Below are 18154 nucleotides of genomic sequence, written 5' to 3'. Positions count from 1 at the left end.
AAGACTAAATTTGTAGATTAGTTTACTGTATTACATAATAGGAGGCGTCACCTATGAGTGGGGAAGCATTATTCAAATCCATCGTTAGTGGTGAAGATCAATCCGTATTAGGTGATATAGCTCGCTCCAGTTTAGGCCTTTTGAGTAAAGGTTATGAGAAAGCTGTATCAATACGCAATGCTCGATTTGATGAGGGTAAAGGCGTTACGAAAGTTACAGTGCCTGTAATCAGCGTTGGCAACATTACGGCTGGTGGTACTGGAAAAACACCGATGGTGCGATTTATTTGTGATGTGCTTACTCAGAAGGGCCTTCATCCTACTGTTCTTAGTCGTGGATACCGTGCAGAAGATAATAACAAAAATATTATTATTTCTAAAGACGGAACAATGCTTGTAGAGCCATCTATCAGTGGTGATGAGGCTTGGTTACTGGCTAAGGTTTTACAAAAATCTAATGTAATCATTGGACGTGAACGTTCCAAATCTGCAGAAATCGCTATTAATGAGCTAGGTGCCGATTGTCTTATTATGGATGATGGCTTTCAACATCGTGCACTAGCAAGAGATATTGATATTGTACTAATCGATGCATCCAATCCGTTTGGCTATGAACATGTATTGCCACGGGGACTATTACGTGAACCCCTTAGTGGTTTACAGCGTGCGGATATTATCGTTCTTACTAAGGTTGATCAAGTAGCACCAGGTATTGTATCCGGCATTCGAAAGCGATTAACTCAGATGATTCCCAATATACCTGTCTATGAAACAACACATAAGCCGCAATTTATGTACACCTTAGATGAGTGGGCTAATGGTTCTGTTGGGGCTTCTGTAGATGCTTACAAGGAACAACGCATTATGGCTGTGAGTGGAATTGGAAACCCTCAATCCTTTACACAAACGTTAACTGATGTAGGGTATAACGTTGTTCATACCTTGCCATTTGGAGATCATCATGACTTTTCAAATGATGATGTAGTTGAGATTTGGAAACAAGCATTTGCTCATCAAGCTGATGCTATTTGCATTACAGAAAAGGATGCAGTTAAGTTAAGTCAGTTGCATGCAATTGAAGACTTGAAAATACCGATTCTGGTGCTATCTATAGGAATTGAATTTGTTTCTGGAAAACAAGAATTCATAGAAAATTTAGAGATTTAGTGTATAATAATAAGATACACGAATAACAGAAATGGGGTTTTATCGTGAAGTTTGGATGTGTTATTCCTGCGCGTTATGGTTCTACAAGATTACCGGGCAAACCATTAGCTGATATTGCAGGTAAACCTATGATTGAACGGGTTTATGCAAGGGTATCACAAGCTACAAAGACAGTATGTACAATTGTAGCCACTGATGATAACCGCGTATATTCTGCAGTACAACAGTTTGGGGGAACTGTTATGATGACAGATCCTAATCATCCTACAGGGACGGATCGATTAGCAGAGGTTGCGAGTCATTATACAGACTTGGATGTTGTTATCAATGTCCAAGGTGATGAACCGATGATTGATCCAAATCTTATTGATGACTTGGCACGTCTATTTGAGGAAGATCCAAACTTGCAGATGGCCACAGTAGCTACTCCTTTATTAGAGGAAGAGTACGAGGAGCCATCAGCGGTAAAGGTCATTTTAAATAATCGTAATGATGCGATGTATTTTTCTAGATCTTTAATCCCATATCCTCGCCATGATTTTGTGCGTCCGCCACTAAAACATATTGGCATCTATGCATATCGTAGAGAGTTTTTATTAAACTACGCTAAGATGGAGCCAACTCCGGCGGAGCAAACAGAATCTCTAGAACAATTACGTGCTCTAGAGAACGGTTATACAATTCGTGTTATTTTGACAAATAAACGATTTATCGGTGTTGATACACCTGAAGACTTAGCTCGTGTTAATGCAATTTACGAGCAAGAGGAGAAATAAATGAAAACAGTTCAAATTAAAAATATTACTGTGGGTGGCGGCAAGGGTTTATTTGTCCTTGCAGGTCCATGTGTTATTGAGGACTATGACCGCACATTAGCTATCGGTAAACGAGCAAAAGAGATATGCGAACGTTTAGGTGTTCCTTATATCTTTAAAGCTTCCTTTGATAAAGCTAATCGCTCTAGCTTTAACTCCTTCCGTGGACCAGGTCTTGAGGAAGGATTAAAAATGCTTGCTTCTATTAAGAAGGAACTCAATGTACCTGTTGTCAGTGACATTCACTCTATCGAGCAAATTGAACCTGCAGCTGAAGTATTAGATATTCTACAAATTCCAGCTTTTTTATGCCGTCAAACTGATCTTGTTTACGGCGCTGCTAAAACTGGTAAATGCGTAAATGTTAAAAAAGGTCAATTCATGGCTCCTAAGGACATGGAAAATGTTCTTAATAAAATGAAAGAAACAGGTAATGAAAATCTTATGCTTACCGAACGTGGTTTTAGTTTTGGTTATAACAACCTCGTAGTTGACATGAGATCGTTCCCAATTATGCGTTCTTTCGACTATCCAGTAATCTTTGATGCTACTCATAGCGTTCAATTACCAGGTGGTGCAGGGACTAAATCTAGTGGTAACCGTGAATTTGTACCAAATTTGGCACGTGCGGCTGTGGCTAGTGGTGTAGATGGACTATTCTTTGAAGTGCATGATAATCCTGAGGAAGCATTGTCTGATGGTCCTAATATGTTGTATTTAGACCAATTCGAAGATGTGCTTCGTGATTTAGTAGCTATTGATAAAATCGTAAAAGGTTAGGGGCGGTATTTGTGACTATTTTAGAACAAGCGGCACAGGTGCTTCATGAGGAAGCTCGTGCTATTGAAGAATTAAGTTCTCGTTTGGATCACAATTTTGTAAATGCTGTAAATATGATTTTGGCTTGTAAGGGCCGTGTAGTATGTACAGGAATGGGAAAATCTGGTCATATTGGTCGTAAAATTGCGGCTACCTTGGCTAGTACAGGGACACCGGCACTTTTTATGCATCCTGGTGAAGGCGTGCATGGTGATCTTGGTATGATTACTGAAGATGATGTAGTGTTAGCCTTTTCTAATAGTGGTGAAACAGGAGAAATTATAAGTATTTTGCCGTCTCTGCGCCGCATAGGGGCTAAATTAATCTGTGTTGTAGGGAAACCAGAGTCTACATTAGCAAAAAATTCTGATATTGTATTGTTGGCAGAGGTAGAACGAGAAGCTTGCCCATTAGGTTTAGCACCTACTACAAGTACTACTGTTGCCCTAGCACTAGGTGATGCGTTAGCAGTATGTTTATTGGAACGCCATCATTTTACTCCAGAAAACTTTGCTGTATTCCATCCAGGTGGTTCCTTAGGTCGCAAATTATTGTTGACTGTAGAAAATATCATGCATGGTGGCGAGGATAATCCAACAGTATTTAAAGGGGCTACCGTTCGTGATGCACTCTTTGTAATGACAGAAAAAGGGTTAGGTGCTACAAATGTAATTGATGAAGAAGGACATTTGTTAGGTCTAGTGACTGATGGTGATGTTCGACGTGGACTTGATTCTGGTAGCAATTTTTTAGAATGGCCCGTAGAGGATATGATGACGTCTATGCCGCGTACGATTACCAAGGATAAATTGGCCGCAGAAGCGCTTCATTTAATGGAGAAAAATCAACCTCGCCCTATCACCGTATTACCAGTGGTTGATACTAATAATGTATGTCTTGGCATTGTTCACATTACCGATTTATTGCGTAGAGGCATTGTATAATGAATATTCAATGGATTGTTCTCGATGTTGATGGAGTTTTATCAGATGGCACTCTAATTTATACATCGACTGGAGAAGAGCTCAAAGCCTTTTCTGTAAAAGATGGTTTAGGCTTGACTGCGGCTCGTAAATCAGGGATAAAGTTAGCAATTATTACGGCTCGCGTATCTCCGATGGTAGAGCGTCGTGCAAAGGAATTGCACTTTGATGAACTTCTTATGGGGCATGCTAATAAAACTGAAGCATTAAGAGCTCTTTGTAAAAAACATCAAATCGACTTAGCTTCGGTTGCTTACATGGGGGATGATCTTAATGATTTAGGAGCTCTTCAACTCGTAGGTTTGCCGATGGCACCAAACAATGCGGTATTAGAGGTTAAATCATTAGCTAAATTTATTTCTAACGCAAATGGTGGTCATGGTGCCGTTAGAGAGGCTGTAGAATATATCTTGAAGAATCAAGGTTTATGGGATTCTGTTGTTGCAGATTATGCGCGAGAGGCCCATGCTCATGGACAATAAAGGAGGTGGGCAGAATGAATAACGAATGGCAATACCATTTAGTTAAAGGCATTAGTTGGCTTGTTTGTCGACTACCATACAAGCTCATTTTGCTCATAGGCGCTTGTTTAGGTCCTGTATATGGGCTAATAGCGAAGAAGCAAAAGCTTAGAGGCATAAATAATATTAAAATTGGCATGAACATGAATGATCAAGAGGCGGAACAATTAATTAATAAGTTGTTCAAGAATCTCGGTCGCAGTGTTATGGAAGTATTGTACATGCCAAACCTGACGAAATCCTTTATCAATAAACATATAGAGATGCGTGGTGTTGAACATTTAGAAAAGGCCATTGCTGAAGATAAGGGGGTTATCGTTCTTACAGGTCATGTAGGCAACTGGGAATGGATGGGGGCTGCTATGGCGGCTCATGGATACCCTTCCACTACAATTGTTAAGAAACAACCTAATGCTCAATTCACACGCCTTATGAATGAATATCGTGAGATGGTGGGGCTTGACGTATTTGCTAGTGGTGGTAACGAAATCGTTTCTGCTGCTAAGGCTTTAAAAAAGAAAAAACTTCTTGGATTCTTAGCTGACCAAGATGGATATATAAATGGTTTACCAGTTCCGTTTTTGGGACAAGATTCATCAGCTGTTATGGGACCAGCCACATTTGCAAAGAAATTTGGCTCCCCTGTAGTACCTATTTTTGCATCTCGTAAGCCTGAAGGAGGACATATCGTTCATATCTTGCCGGCATTACATTATGAGGAAACTGGTGATGAAGATGTTGATATGTATCGTCTAACTGAAGCCTGTGTACGTGTTACAGAAGACTTTATTCGTGAACATCCAGATGAGTGGCTTTGGTTCCAGCATCGTTGGATGACTAAGATGGATCAAATTATTGATTACGATAAGAAGATAGCTATACGGGAGAGAGCACATGAAAAACAATAAAAAGTTAATTGCCATTGTGGTCGCTATAGTATTAGCTCTAATCGGTCTTATTGTATTTATTATGAAAGACTCTAATGAGGCTACTTCCACTCAAAATCAAAGTGGACAACTCGTTAATTTCCAAGGTGCGGACTTGCAAGAGGAAAAGGATGGCAAGCTAGTATGGGCATTATCGGCTGAGAAGATTGAATATGACCCGCGTACAAAAGCTATCGTTCTGACCAATTTGAAAGGTCTGTTCTATCAAGATGATGTGACTACTACGATTACAGCTCCTCATGCTGTACTGACGGGTGATCGAAACTCTCTTGATATTGATCAAGGCGTTACTGCTACTAATACGGAGGGTGCAGAATTTAAAACTGAGGCCCTTCATTTTGATAACAAAACGAAAACATTGACATCTAAAACGGCTTTCACTTATAACAGCAAGGATGTAACCCTCACAGGTGACAAACTTGAAGGCAATATGTCCTTAAAAATTATTAAAGCCATTGGACATGCGAAATTAACAAAGAAGTAATTGAGAGGAAATATGATGAATAAGAAAAAACAGATTGGTATGGCTATATTAGCTGTACTCATGACCGCATCTGTTACAGTTTGGGCAGCAAATGATCCGTTGACTATCAGCGCTGATACATTGTCTTATGATGGCAATTCAGGTCGTGCAGATGCAACAGGTAATGTTGTTATTACCCAAGCGGATAAAACTATGACTGGTGCCAAGGGTTGGTACAATACAAAAACTCAAGAAGCAAATCTTGATGGTGGTGTATCTATGATTGGTTCTGATATGGCCATGTCTGCTCAAACGGTTCACAGTTACAATAATAATAAATTCACTGCTAATGGTAGCGTTCATTTACAACGTGCTGATCGCCAAATCTTTGGTGACAGTGTTGAGTATAGTACTGATTCTGAATACGGTCTTGTAACAGGTAATGCCCGTTTGATTGCTGAAGGGACAACCTTGACAGGTGATAAGGTAGAAGGCTGGATGAAGGAAGTTCGTGCTGTAGCGCAAGGTAATGTTACTTTCTCTAATCCTGAACGAAACGTATCTGGTTCTGCTGACCGAGCTACATATACGCAAACACCAAACCAAAATGATGGGGTTGTACTCTTATCTGGTTCTGCGCATGCCGTTCAAAATGGTAATGTACTGAATGCACCGGAACTGAAAATTCGTTTAGCTGATGATTCTGCTGAAACATTAGGTGGACGTAGCACACTTGTCATTGTTCCGAATAAATAAGGATAATATATGTATATTGAAACCAAAAACTTAGTTAAAACCTTTAGCGGACGCAATGTAGTAGATGGGGTGAGTCTACGCGTTGATAAAGGCCAAGTTGTAGGTCTATTGGGTCCTAATGGGGCTGGTAAAACTACGTCATTTTATATGATTGTAGGCATTGAAAGACCGAGCTCTGGCATCATTACCGTTGATGGCAAGGATATTACAAATATTCCTATGTATAAACGGGCTGCTGAAGGGATAGGATACCTACCACAAGAGGCATCAATCTTTCGTTCCATGTCTGTAGAAGATAACATTCGTGCCATGCTACAGATTACGGCAAAAAAGCCTGATGAGATTGAAGCTATCGTGGAATCATTGATTGAAGAATTTCATATTGGACATGTCCGTGACCGTATGGGGATGCAATTATCTGGTGGTGAACGACGTCGAGTAGAAATTGCGCGTTGCCTCGCCTTAGAGCCTAATTTTATCCTTCTTGATGAACCTTTTGCAGGTGTCGATCCAATTGCGGTTGCTGACATTCAACAAATTATCTTGTACGTCAAGAATCGAGGTATTGGTATCTTGATTACAGACCATAATGTTCGTGAAACATTGGGGATTGTAGATAAGGCTTATATTTTGAGTAGTGGTAAAATCCTCCTAGAGGGTACCCCTGATGAAATTGCGAATGATCCAATCGCTCGTGAACATTATTTAGGGGATAACTTTAAATTATAGGAGGGGCTATGAGATTATTAGATAAATATATTTTAAAAGCCTTTGTAGGCCCATTCCTATTTGGGGTTTTTGCTTTTACTAGTATTTTTATTGGTACAGGCACATTGTTTAGGATTGCTCAATATATTACTGAATATGGAGCGCCATTGTTGCTTGTCATGCAAGCATTTGTCTTGGCTTTACCAAGTATTGTTATCTTAACATTCCCAATGTCGGTTTTATTGGCTTCTCTTATGACCTTTAGTCGTTTGAGTAGCACTAGTGAAATCGTTGTTATGCGTGCTGGTGGACTAAGCTTTTTACGCTTGGCCATGCCCGTATATATTATTGCACTCATCATTTCCATTGGGGCTGTAGCATTTAATGAATTTGTTGTGCCTCGTACAAATCATATGTATCAAACGATTGTGCGCGAACAAATCATGAAAAATGCATCACCTCAAACACAAAATCATATCGTGTTAAAAACGATGAATGGTGATGAGCTAGGCACATTGATGTATGCTAAGAGCTATGATGCTGAAACCAAACAGTTGTCCATGATTACGGTTCAACAATTTGGGGAGGGTGGCAAGTTACAACAAGTTGAAAATGCAGATACGGCTATTTGGAATGGTCAATATTGGGTGATGCAGAATGGTATCATCTATGATTTATCAGCTGGTAATGGTGTTGAACGTACCATGAAATTTAAGGAGCAATCCTTGCCGATTAAGTCTGCTCCAAAAGATATTCAACAAGATCAACGTAAGCCTGAGGAATTGACGATTAAGGAGTTACGTCACCAAATCAGAGCTTATAAGGCTGCTTATACTAATGCTAATAAACTTGAAATGGAAATGTACCAACGCTTCACAATTCCGTTGGCAAGTTTTGTATTTGCTCTCGTAGGTGCACCTTTAGGCCTTCAAAAGCAACGCTCTAGCTCATCTATCGGTTTTGGTATTAGTATTCTCATCATCTTTATTTATTATGGGGTGATGACCTTTGCTGGTGCTTTAGGGAAAGGTGGAGCATTGCCAACTGTATTGGCTGCATTAATACCGGATACATTAGGTATTATTGCAGGGCTGTATTTGAATTGGCGTGTATCGAAATAACAGATTGTATTCTTAGAAGAAAGGAGGGACATGATGTTAGTAGGTGTTAAAATCTTAATAATTATCGCTCTTATGGGTGGTCTCATTGCTTACATGGGGGATAAGCTAGGCACTAAAATTGGTAAACGTCGTATGTCCCTCTTTGGATTACGACCTAAGCACACATCTATTATAGTTACTATTGTGACAGGCCTTTTAGTTGCAGCAGCTACAGTTGGGGTATTAACCTTTACGTCTCAAAGTGTACGAACCGCATTGTTCGGTATGGATCAGTTGCGAGCTGATATGAAGCAGTTGAATAATGAGGTCGCTGCAAAGACGCAAGAACTGATTCGTGGACAGGCTTTGTTAGAACAGAATAAACAAGAGCTTGAAGAACGGATGGCTGAGATCGAACAAATTCGCCGTGAAGTAGAGGCTACAAAAGCTGAATTGGCGAGTGCACAAGCTGCTAAAGATGCAACAGAAGCCGAACTGGCATCTTTACAAGCCTCTTATGCAGAGGTATCTCAAAAGGTAGCTGAGCTTGAAGCAACACGTGCTAAGATGGAAGCCCATATTAAAAATCTACAAAATACACAAGAACAATTGCAAAATGGCATCATTCATTTACGGGAAGGAACCATTCTTTTCCAAGTAGATCAGCTATTAGCACAAGCTGTTGTACGACCTGGTTTAAGTGAAGAAGATAGTAATAATGCTATTAAACATATTATCGATGATACAAATAAACTTGTTTTGCGCCGATTAGGCATAGAGGATAATGGTCAATCCGTTGTGTATGTAGATCGACAAAATGTTGAGGTAGCTACTCAAAAACTAATCAATTCCAAGACACCTATGGTGGTTCAAGTTGTGGCAGCAGGAAATATTATTTCAGGTGAACCTGCAGTTGCCGTTATTCAAGTATATCCACAACAATTTATCTATAAAAATGGAGAGGTAATTCACTCTACAGTAATTGATGGAGGCACTAATGCTCAATCTTCTATGCTTCAATTCTTGAAACAAGTTAATGAGCGTGCTAAGGCAAAGGGGATTATTCCTGATTCCTTATCAGGTGATATTGGAACGATACCTGGTGACGATTTGTTTACAGCCATTAAGAGAATAAGCACTATGCGTGGTAAGGTTCATGTGGAAGCTTATAGTGATGGCGATACATATTCATCTGGTCCTGTTCATCTCAAGTTGCGTATTACTCAAATGCCAGATTTTAATGATAAGGCAAAAATACAAACTAATTAATATGATGAAGGTATGTTGGTTTCATACATTACAAAAGAAGGTCTTATGTAATTTTTAACATAAGACCTTCTTTTTATGTTAAAATATAACTACTGTACTTATAAAGGGGATAATCAAATGACTGAAAATACATATATTTTAGCAGTAGATCCAGGAAATGAGAAAACTGGTATAGCTATAGTCTCACCTTCCGGTGAGATGATATGCCGTAAAATTATTTCTTCAAATACCTTCAATGAAGATATTGAGCGTGTTTTAACTGAATATTATGGTATCGTTCATATCGTTTGTGGAAATGGTACAAATCATAAACATTTGTATCCTTCTCTTCAACAAATTGGACGCAATCACAAGATTACAACTAGTTTAATCGATGAATCTCACAGTACAGAGGAAGCCCGTAAATTATATTGGCAATATAATCCTCCTACAGGGTGGCGTAAGATTATTCCTACATCTATGCAATTTCCACCAGAACCTGTAGATGATTTGACGGCTCTCGTTATTGGCTTACGCTATACGAAGCAATTAGCTCAGAACGAAGCGGCAGTCAAAGAAGAAACTATGAGTTCAAGTGAGTTAGAAGAGAAAAGATTGCATGCTATGGAGCAGTTATACGGAAAAGGAGATAATCATGACGAATGAAACTTCAATGCGTAACTGGTCAAACCTTATTATGCGTTGTGTAATGATGATTCTAGGTGCCTTAATATATACGGTAGGGTTAGATTTATTTTTAGTACCTAATAGTATCATTGACGGTGGGGTAGTTGGTATATCTTTGATGGCTGCGGAACTATCTGGTATATCTTTTAGTATTTTCGTAGTACTTATCAATTTACCATTCTTGTATTTAGGCTATAGAGCAATCGGTAAAGGCTTTACCTTATCTACATTGTTCTCCATTGTCTGGATGGCTATATTTTCTAACTTTGCTCATGATTTTACACCGATTACGACAGATCCATTCTTAGGATCTATCTTTGGTGGTATAATCTTAGGTATTGGGGTAGGTCTTATCATTCGTAATGGCGGTTCATTAGACGGTTCTGAAATTGTAGCTATTATTTGGGATAAGAAGTCTACCTTCTCCGTAGGTGAAATCGTAATGGCTATGAACTTGGTCATTCTTGGGGCGGCAGGCTTTGTCTATAGTTGGAATAGTGCAATGTATTCATTAATTGCTTATTTCATTGCTTATAAGATGATTGACGTAACAATTACAGGTCTTGAAGAATCTAAAGGCGTTATGATTATTACTGATGCGGATAACTCTAAAGATATTGCCGATGCCTTAAATGCTAATCTTAATCGTGGTGTTACTATTATGTACGGCGAAGGCGGGTATTTAAAACAACCAAAACATGTATTGTATTCTGTAGTAACGCGGCTAGAAATTACAAGATTAAAGGATACCGTTTATGAAGTAGATCCTACAGCATTTATTACGATCCAAGACGTACATGATGTCTTTGGTGGGAGATTTACGAAAGGTGGTCATTAAGAGGAAACTATGAGTAATAAGTTAGGTAATACAATAGTAAAAGAAATATTAGATTGGATTTATGCTATTGCATTGGCATTAATCATTGCTATGGTAATTCATATTTTCTTGATTCAACCTACTAGAGTGTCTGGGGAATCAATGGATGATACATTACACAATGGACAATATTTGATTGTTACTAAATGGCATCATATTATGAATGATATGCCCGAATATGGACAAATCGTTATTATTGATAGTCGTGTTAATCGTGTTCGTACATGGGTGGATGATGTAAAAGAACCATTGATGAATTATGCATCTGTTTTCAATAAATCAGCTCAAACAAATGATGTATGGGTAAAACGTGTAATAGGTAGACCTGGTGATGTACTAGAGTTTAAAGATGGGTATGTATGGCGTAACGGAGAGAAATTACAAGAGCCATATACAAAAGATACAAAAATGAATTATACTCGTTCTACACCTGTAACAGTTCCTGAAGGTCATGTATTTGTGATGGGGGATAATCGAAATCATTCTAGTGATAGTCGGTTTATCGGCCCAGTTCCTGTTGATCATATTTTAGGATTTGTTTCTTATGCAATTTAATAATCGTGAAAGCCTATCTATGATGTTTTTCATCGTAGATAGGCTTTTTTATAAGTTAAGAAGGATTAAGTTACGTTGTATCTTGTGAAATGTATACTAAATAAAATATACCGAGACGGCTAGGTTGAATCTAAATATATCACTTAGTAATTTTATAAAAAATAAACAATTCAAATATATAAATTACCTATAATTATTATATTATTTATATTTAATAAGTAAAAATTATTAAATTTATGGATGTAGATAATAAAATTATCTATTTTTTTAGTCTATAAAATGAAATTTTGTAAAATTAAATTTTCAAAAATACAGTAAAAATCTATGTTTTTAGGATAATATTTATTCATGAAAGAAATTTCATAAGATTTAGTTGTGTAAAATGCTTTACAAAGTTTTGGGGTGGTGGTATATTCACATCAACAGAAAGGCTACGCTACAAAGAAGTGGAGCTAAGATAGATAATTTAGTTGAGGAAACATGGACACTCCTAACACATCTTTCATAGTGATACTACTTATGTAGTGAACGTCTTCTGCAAATATAAATTCTTATTTATAAGAAAGAAGGAATTCATTATGAAAAAACAATTCGCAACAATGTTAGCAGCAACAGCAGTGTTAGGTGTAACAACAGCATTTGCTGCAAATCCATTCTCCGATGTAACTCCAGACAGCTGGGCATACCAAGCAGTATCCCAATTGGCACAAGCTGGTATCGTTAATGGTTATCCAGATGGCACTTTCAAAGGCCAAAACAACATCACTCGTTATGAAATGGCTCAAATGGTAGCTAAAGCTATGGCTAACCAAGACCGTGCTAACGCTGAACAACAAGCTATGATTAACCGCTTGGCAGATGAGTTCTCTAACGAGTTGAACAACCTCGGCGTTCGAGTATCTCGCTTGGAAGACCGTGTAGGTAATGTAAAGGTAACTGGCGATGCTCGTATCCGTTACCAAGGTTCTGAAGACAAAGGTGTTTACAAAGCTAATAGTAAATCCTTAACTGACGGCCGTGCACGTGTACAATTCAATGCTAATGTAAATGATAAAACACAAGCAGTTGTTCGTGTAAAAGGTAATTACGAATTTGGTGACTCTACTAAAGGTTCTCAAGCAACAATCGATCGTGCATACGTAGATCACAAATTTGGTAGCAACGTATCTGCTAAAGCTGGTCGTTTCCAACAAACAATTGGTGGCGGTTTGATGTACGATGATACATTTGACGGTGCACAATTGAATGTAGGTAATGATAAAGTTCAAGTACAAGGCGCGTATGGTTATATGATTGATGGTGCTGCTGATGGCAACTCCAAATCTGATAACCCATCTGTATCCTATGTAGGCTTAAAAGGTAAAGTTGGTAAAGAATCCTCCGTTGGTGGTTTCTACTCCAGATTATCTAGCGGCAACTTGAACCACAATGGTGTAACAGTTAATTCCGATAAACAAGATGTTTACGGTTTCAATGCGGACTTCCGTAAAAATAAATTGTGGGCTGGCGGTGAATGGTTGAAAGCTTCCAACGTAGATAATTCTCAAGCTTGGACAGCAGGTCTTGGCTATGGTAACTACGACATCGCTAAAAAAGGTACATGGGATGTGAAAGGTCAATACTTCAATCAAAAAGCTAATGCACCAATCGTAAGTTCCACTTGGGATCAAGCATATGATTTAACAAATACATCTAATGGTTACAAAGGTTACATGGCTAGCGTAGACTACGCAGTACAAGATAACGTAGGTTTATCCGCAGGTTATGGTTTCAACTCTAAAGACCAAAGCGGTAATGATCTTTCCGATTTCTACCGTGCAGAATTAAATTACAAATTCTAATTCCCTCACAAACAAAAAAAGACTTCTTTGGAAGTCTTTTTTTTTGTTGCATAAAAGTATTATGAATTATTTTATACATAATAGTATATATATAGTAAAATGTTTTATAAATACATAATATTAATAGTAATCGAATAATTTAGTGGTTATCAAGAATTATATCCCTTATATTGTAGGATATATTTATAAAATCTTTCTGTATAGAAAGATAAATTTCTTATTAATTATATATATATTAATAAGTTTAACTTAATGAAAAATATAATAAAAATTCTCAATTAATAGAAAGGGATATAAAATTAAATTTTTTTATGAAAAAAGTTATACCCTATAAAACTAGATATAATCTAATCTTGAAGATATTTTAAGTTATAAAAATAAGATATTGAGAATACAATTGAGAAAAAAGGGTTTACATGAAAAAATGGTTGTGCTAATATCACCGTACAAGAAGTAGCAAACATATGAAACGAAGAACTTCGATGTAGAATATAGCGAGGAAACATGGACACTCCTGAAATTCTTAATCTGAAGAACTGAGTAGAATATGAATGTTATGACTTGTAACATTTTATTTTCTATTTTTTTCAGAAAGAAGGAATTCAACTATGAAAAAACAATTCGCAGCAATCTTTGCAGCAACAGCAGTTTTGGGTGTAACTACTGCATTCGCGGCTAACCCATTTTCCGATGTAACTCCAGATTCTTGGGCATACCAAGCAGTTTCTCAATTGGCTAACGCTGGTGTTATCAATGGTTACCCAGATGGTACTTTCAAAGGCCAAAATAACATCACTCGTTACGAAATGGCTCAAATGGTAGCTAAAGCTATGGCTAACCAAGACCGCGCTAACGCTGAACAACAAGCAATGATCAACCGCTTGGCTGATGAATTCTCCAACGAATTGAACAACTTGGGCGTTCGTGTAGCTCGCTTGGAAGACCGCGTTGGTAATGTAAAAGTTACTGGTGATGCTCGTCTTCGTTACCGTGATGCTGAACATGCTAAATCCAAATTTGACGCTCGTGCACGTGTACAATTCAACGCAAAAGTAAATGATCGCACTGACGCAGTAGTTCGTTTGACTTCTGGTAACTTCGAATTGGGTAACTCCACTACTGAAGGTAATGCAAATGCTACAATCGATCGCGCATATGTTAACCACAAATTCGGCGAACGCGTATCCTTGAAAGCTGGTCGTTTCGGTCAAGTTATCGGTGGCGGCTTGATGTTCGACGGCACATTCGACGGTGCTCAATTGAACGTTGGCAACGACAAAATCCAAGCTCAAGCAGCTTACGGTTATATGGTATCCGGTGAAGCAGCTGGTTTGACTAAAGAAGAAAACGTAACTGATACTTACCTTGGCTTAACTGGTAAAGTTGGTAAAAACACTATGGTAGGCGGTTTCTATGATCGCGTAAACCAATCCGATGATGTTAAAAACATCTATGGTTTCAATGCTGATGCTAACTTCGATAAAGTTTGGGTTGGTGGTGAATGGTTGAAAGCTTCCAACCTTGAAAAATCTCAAGCTTGGACTGCTGGCGTAGGTTATGGTAACTATGACATCAAAAAACAAGGTACTTGGGATGTGAAAGGTCAATACTTTAACCAAAAAGAAAATGCACCTATCGTAGATACTACTTATAATCATCTTTACACTCAAGATGCTAAAGGTTGGATGGCAACTGTTAACTATGCATTGCAAAACAACGTTGGTTTGTCCGCTAACTACGGTTTCGACTGGAAAACTCAAAGCGGTTCCGATCTTAGCGATTTCTACCGTGCAGAACTTAACTACAAATTCTAATTTGATAGTTAATTATATGAAAGAGACTCCTTCGGGAGTCTCTTTTTTGTAGTTTGAAGATTAATATACACGGTGAACATCCTAGAGTATTATCAATTTAACATAGAGCGTAAGTAGGATATTCTTTTTTAGCAAATAAATATAATGATAATATAGCTTTAGACTTATTCTTTAAATTAATGAATAAATATTTAATTAATTAGTAATATTAATGTAATGTTGGGATTTTAAGTCTAATAAAAAAAATTTTTGTATAAAACCTTAAAATGAAAAGATATTCATGAAGTTAGGTTGTTACTGAATTCATGAAACTTTTAAAATAGAAAATATTTATTGATAAGGCTGAACATAGGTATTAAGGCTTTACATAGAAAAAAGGTTGTGATACTATCACCGTACAGGTCATGATACATACATGAAACGAAGATCTTCGATGTAGAGTATGGTGAGGAAACGTGGACACTCCTATACATTATTAATCTGAAGAACGAGTAGAATGTGAATGTTATGACTTGTAACATTTTATTTTCTATTTTTTTCAGAAAGAAGGAATTCAACTATGAAAAAACAATTGGCAGCAATCTTTGCAGCAACAGCAGTTTTGGGTGTAACTACAGCTTTCGCAGCTAACCCATTCTCCGATGTAACTCCAGATTCTTGGGCATACCAAGCAGTTTCTCAATTGGCAAACGCTGGTATCGTTAACGGTTATCCTGATGGTACTTTCAAAGGCCAAAACAACATCACTCGTTACGAAATGGCTCAAATGGTAGCTAAAGCTATGGCTAACCAAGACCGCGCTAACGCAGAACAACAAGCTATGATCAACCGTTTAGCTGATGAATTCTCTAACGAATTGAACAACTTGGGCGTTCGTGTAGCTCGTTTGGAAGACCGCGTTGGTAACGTAAAAGTTACTGGTGATGCTCGTCTTCGTTATAAAGATGCTGAACATGCTAAATCCAAATTCGACGCTCGTGCACGTGTACAATTCAACGCAAAAGTAAACGATCGCACTGATGCAGTTGTTCGTTTGACATCTGGTAACTTCGAATTAGGTGACTCCAGAACTGAAGGTAAAGCAAATGCTACAATCGATCGCGCATATGTTAACCATAAATTCGGTGAACGCGTATCCTTGAAAGCTGGCCGTTTCGGTCAAGTTGTTGGTGGTGGCTTAGCATTTGATGGTACTTTTGATGGTGCTCAATTCAATGCTGGTAATGACAAAGTTAAGGCACAAGTAGCTTATGGTTACATGGTATCTGGCGATGCAGCTGGCTTGACTAAAGAGGAAAATGTTACTGATCTTATCGTAAATGTTAATGGTAAAGTTGGTAAACATGCTATGGTTGGTGGTTTCTATGACCGTATTAACCAAGATGACGATGTTAGAAACGTATATGGTTTCAATACTGACGTTAACTTCGATAAAATTTGGGTTGGTGGCGAATGGTTGAAAGCTTCTAGCCTTGAAGAATCTCAAGCTTGGACTGCAGGCGTAGGTTATGGTAACTACGACATCAAAAAACAAGGTACTTGGGGCGTAAAAGGTCAATACTTCAACGCAAAAGAAAATGCTCCTATCATTGATACTACTTACAACCACATCTACACTACAGATGCTAAAGGTTGGATGGCTACTGTTGACTATGCATTGCAAAACAACGTAGGCTTAACAGCTAACTACGGTTTTGATTGGAAAGATCAAAACGGTAATGATAAAGCTGACTTCTACCGTGCAGACCTTAACTACAAATTCTAATTTGATAGTTACTCATACGAAAGAGACTCCTTCGGGAGTCTCTTTTTGTGTTTAATATAAAATTATATGAGGCTTTTTATTATAGTGTTTCATTAATGCTGTCTACTCAATTAATATAGAATGATTTGTCGATAATAGAGGATTTTGCATTTAATGAAAATTTCATGAGTAAACTTTCTTATCATTATTAGGGTTATTACTGCTTATTTCTATCTATAGTGCCACTATTAATGGTATAATAAAGAGTATTTAAAATTTCTATAAAGGCGACAAACATGAATTCTTCTTTTTCTCATATCAAAATGGTTGCCATCGATTGTGATGAAACTTTGGTGCGTAGCGATAATTCTATATCTGACTATACAGTAGATGTATTACATCGGTTGCAGCAAAAGGGTGTTGTTATTACGATTGCTACGGGGCGTATGTACCAAACGGCTAAGCCCATTGGTCAGGCGTTAAAGCTTGGTAATGTGCCGCTGATTTTATTTTCTGGTGGGCTCATTCAAGAATTAGAAACAGGATATAAACTATTTGAACAGACTGTTCCTATTGTAGCCGTACGTCGTATCTATGAATTAGCAAAACAATATGATTGGCATATACAATCGTATGTGGATGATCATTTATTATGCCATCATAAGACGTGGCAGTCCGCTCTCTATGAAAAACAGACTGGTGCTACGGCAGAATTTTTAGGTGATACGTTATATAGTTTAAACTCTGAACCGAATAAGCTAATTGCCATAGATACAGTAGAAGGAATTGACCGAATTATTGATATTTTAACTCCTAGAGTTGGTGATTTGGTGACTCTAGTTCGTAGCCAAAAAGATTTTTTAGAAATCATTGCCCCTAATGTGTCAAAGGGGCATGCTTTGACACAACTAGCTTTAGATAATCATATTAGTTTAGAACATATCATTTCTTTTGGTAATGCAGAAAATGATATTTCTATGCTACGTAAAACAGGTTACTCTGTAGCTGTTGAAAACGCTACAGATCATGTAAAATCTGTGGCTCATACAATTTGTGGACATCATAATGACGATGGAGTAGCCCATTGGATTGAAGATAATCTTTTATAAT

18 protein-coding genes are annotated in these 18154 nt (G+C 37.7%); all 18 read left to right on the top strand.

Annotation, left to right across the window (positions count from 1 at the left end; all coding sequences use genetic code 11):
• The first annotated feature begins 53 nt into the window (after positions 1-53).
• A complete protein-coding gene (gene lpxK / locus FNLLGLLA_RS06970) occupies positions 54-1166 on the top strand; it encodes a tetraacyldisaccharide 4'-kinase (RefSeq protein WP_004695492.1) in 1113 nt (370 codons plus the stop codon).
• A gap of 44 nt (positions 1167-1210) precedes the next feature.
• Entirely contained in the window at positions 1211-1942 is a 732-nt protein-coding gene (kdsB, locus tag FNLLGLLA_RS06965; protein WP_004695494.1) for a 3-deoxy-manno-octulosonate cytidylyltransferase, read from the top strand.
• On the top strand, positions 1943-2761 hold the full coding sequence (gene kdsA / locus FNLLGLLA_RS06960; RefSeq protein WP_174892347.1) for a 3-deoxy-8-phosphooctulonate synthase: 819 nt from the start codon (positions 1943-1945) through the stop codon (positions 2759-2761).
• Positions 2762-2772: 11 nt separating this feature from the next.
• Positions 2773-3744 (top strand): KpsF/GutQ family sugar-phosphate isomerase, encoded by a 972-nt coding sequence (locus FNLLGLLA_RS06955; RefSeq protein WP_004695498.1) that lies wholly within the window; start codon positions 2773-2775, stop codon positions 3742-3744.
• Entirely contained in the window at positions 3744-4265 is a 522-nt protein-coding gene (locus FNLLGLLA_RS06950; protein WP_004695500.1) for a KdsC family phosphatase, read from the top strand. The genes FNLLGLLA_RS06955 and FNLLGLLA_RS06950 overlap by 1 nt, the downstream gene beginning before the upstream one ends.
• A 14-nt stretch (positions 4266-4279) precedes the next feature.
• A complete protein-coding gene (locus FNLLGLLA_RS06945) occupies positions 4280-5212 on the top strand; it encodes a lysophospholipid acyltransferase family protein (protein ID WP_004695502.1) in 933 nt (310 codons plus the stop codon).
• On the top strand, positions 5199-5735 hold the full coding sequence (lptC, locus tag FNLLGLLA_RS06940) for an LPS export ABC transporter periplasmic protein LptC (protein WP_021147890.1): 537 nt from the start codon (positions 5199-5201) through the stop codon (positions 5733-5735). Before FNLLGLLA_RS06945 ends, lptC begins: the two co-directional genes overlap by 14 nt.
• 12 nt (positions 5736-5747) lie before the next feature.
• Positions 5748-6470 (top strand): LptA/OstA family protein, encoded by a 723-nt coding sequence (locus tag FNLLGLLA_RS06935; protein WP_004695505.1) that lies wholly within the window; start codon positions 5748-5750, stop codon positions 6468-6470.
• Between the two features lie 9 nt (positions 6471-6479).
• Positions 6480-7199: an LPS export ABC transporter ATP-binding protein gene (gene lptB / locus FNLLGLLA_RS06930; protein WP_174892346.1), complete on the top strand. Its 720-nt coding sequence runs from the start codon at positions 6480-6482 to the stop codon at positions 7197-7199.
• Positions 7200-7207: 8 nt separating this feature from the next.
• Positions 7208-8299, top strand: coding sequence for an LptF/LptG family permease (locus FNLLGLLA_RS06925; RefSeq protein ID WP_060919875.1), 1092 nt, complete (start codon positions 7208-7210; stop codon positions 8297-8299).
• Positions 8300-8332: 33 nt separating this feature from the next.
• A complete protein-coding gene (locus FNLLGLLA_RS06920; protein ID WP_004695510.1) occupies positions 8333-9547 on the top strand; it encodes a DUF3084 domain-containing protein in 1215 nt (404 codons plus the stop codon).
• Between the two features lie 117 nt (positions 9548-9664).
• Entirely contained in the window at positions 9665-10192 is a 528-nt protein-coding gene (locus FNLLGLLA_RS06915) for a RuvC family protein (protein WP_174892345.1), read from the top strand.
• Positions 10182-11051 (top strand): YitT family protein, encoded by an 870-nt coding sequence (locus FNLLGLLA_RS06910; protein WP_174892344.1) that lies wholly within the window; start codon positions 10182-10184, stop codon positions 11049-11051. Before FNLLGLLA_RS06915 ends, FNLLGLLA_RS06910 begins: the two co-directional genes overlap by 11 nt.
• 9 nt (positions 11052-11060) lie before the next feature.
• Positions 11061-11645 carry a signal peptidase I gene (gene lepB, locus FNLLGLLA_RS06905; protein WP_004695516.1) on the top strand — a complete coding sequence of 195 codons (585 nt, stop codon included), beginning with the start codon at positions 11061-11063 and terminating at the stop codon, positions 11643-11645.
• 578 nt (positions 11646-12223) lie between these two features.
• Positions 12224-13486, top strand: coding sequence for an S-layer homology domain-containing protein (locus FNLLGLLA_RS06900; RefSeq protein WP_004695518.1), 1263 nt, complete (start codon positions 12224-12226; stop codon positions 13484-13486).
• A gap of 608 nt (positions 13487-14094) precedes the next feature.
• Positions 14095-15300: a putative porin gene (locus FNLLGLLA_RS06895; RefSeq protein WP_105087057.1), complete on the top strand. Its 1206-nt coding sequence runs from the start codon at positions 14095-14097 to the stop codon at positions 15298-15300.
• 559 nt (positions 15301-15859) lie between these two features.
• On the top strand, positions 15860-17065 hold the full coding sequence (locus FNLLGLLA_RS06890) for a putative porin (protein ID WP_105087058.1): 1206 nt from the start codon (positions 15860-15862) through the stop codon (positions 17063-17065).
• A 275-nt stretch (positions 17066-17340) separates the two neighbouring features.
• Positions 17341-18153 carry an HAD family hydrolase gene (locus FNLLGLLA_RS06885; RefSeq protein WP_174892343.1) on the top strand — a complete coding sequence of 271 codons (813 nt, stop codon included), beginning with the start codon at positions 17341-17343 and terminating at the stop codon, positions 18151-18153.
• Position 18154 lies beyond the last annotated feature (1 nt).

Origin of the sequence: Veillonella parvula, from assembly GCF_902810435.1 — a bacterium.
Taxonomy (GTDB): Bacteria; Bacillota; Negativicutes; order Veillonellales; family Veillonellaceae; genus Veillonella.
This window is presented reverse-complemented; position numbering and strand designations above follow the sequence as displayed.

Coding starts and splice junctions, on each gene's coding strand:
- FNLLGLLA_RS06885 (WP_174892343.1), top strand. CDS start 17,341: ATGAATTCTTCTTTTTCTCATATCAAAATGGTTGCCATCGATTGTGAT.
- FNLLGLLA_RS06915 (WP_174892345.1), top strand. CDS start 9,665: ATGACTGAAAATACATATATTTTAGCAGTAGATCCAGGAAATGAGAAA.
- lpxK (WP_004695492.1), top strand. CDS start 54: ATGAGTGGGGAAGCATTATTCAAATCCATCGTTAGTGGTGAAGATCAA.
- FNLLGLLA_RS06900 (WP_004695518.1), top strand. CDS start 12,224: ATGAAAAAACAATTCGCAACAATGTTAGCAGCAACAGCAGTGTTAGGT.
- FNLLGLLA_RS06945 (WP_004695502.1), top strand. CDS start 4,280: ATGAATAACGAATGGCAATACCATTTAGTTAAAGGCATTAGTTGGCTT.
- kdsA (WP_174892347.1), top strand. CDS start 1,943: ATGAAAACAGTTCAAATTAAAAATATTACTGTGGGTGGCGGCAAGGGT.
- FNLLGLLA_RS06950 (WP_004695500.1), top strand. CDS start 3,744: ATGAATATTCAATGGATTGTTCTCGATGTTGATGGAGTTTTATCAGAT.
- FNLLGLLA_RS06895 (WP_105087057.1), top strand. CDS start 14,095: ATGAAAAAACAATTCGCAGCAATCTTTGCAGCAACAGCAGTTTTGGGT.
- FNLLGLLA_RS06890 (WP_105087058.1), top strand. CDS start 15,860: ATGAAAAAACAATTGGCAGCAATCTTTGCAGCAACAGCAGTTTTGGGT.
- FNLLGLLA_RS06920 (WP_004695510.1), top strand. CDS start 8,333: ATGTTAGTAGGTGTTAAAATCTTAATAATTATCGCTCTTATGGGTGGT.
- lptC (WP_021147890.1), top strand. CDS start 5,199: ATGAAAAACAATAAAAAGTTAATTGCCATTGTGGTCGCTATAGTATTA.
- FNLLGLLA_RS06935 (WP_004695505.1), top strand. CDS start 5,748: ATGATGAATAAGAAAAAACAGATTGGTATGGCTATATTAGCTGTACTC.
- lptB (WP_174892346.1), top strand. CDS start 6,480: ATGTATATTGAAACCAAAAACTTAGTTAAAACCTTTAGCGGACGCAAT.
- lepB (WP_004695516.1), top strand. CDS start 11,061: ATGAGTAATAAGTTAGGTAATACAATAGTAAAAGAAATATTAGATTGG.
- FNLLGLLA_RS06925 (WP_060919875.1), top strand. CDS start 7,208: ATGAGATTATTAGATAAATATATTTTAAAAGCCTTTGTAGGCCCATTC.
- FNLLGLLA_RS06910 (WP_174892344.1), top strand. CDS start 10,182: ATGACGAATGAAACTTCAATGCGTAACTGGTCAAACCTTATTATGCGT.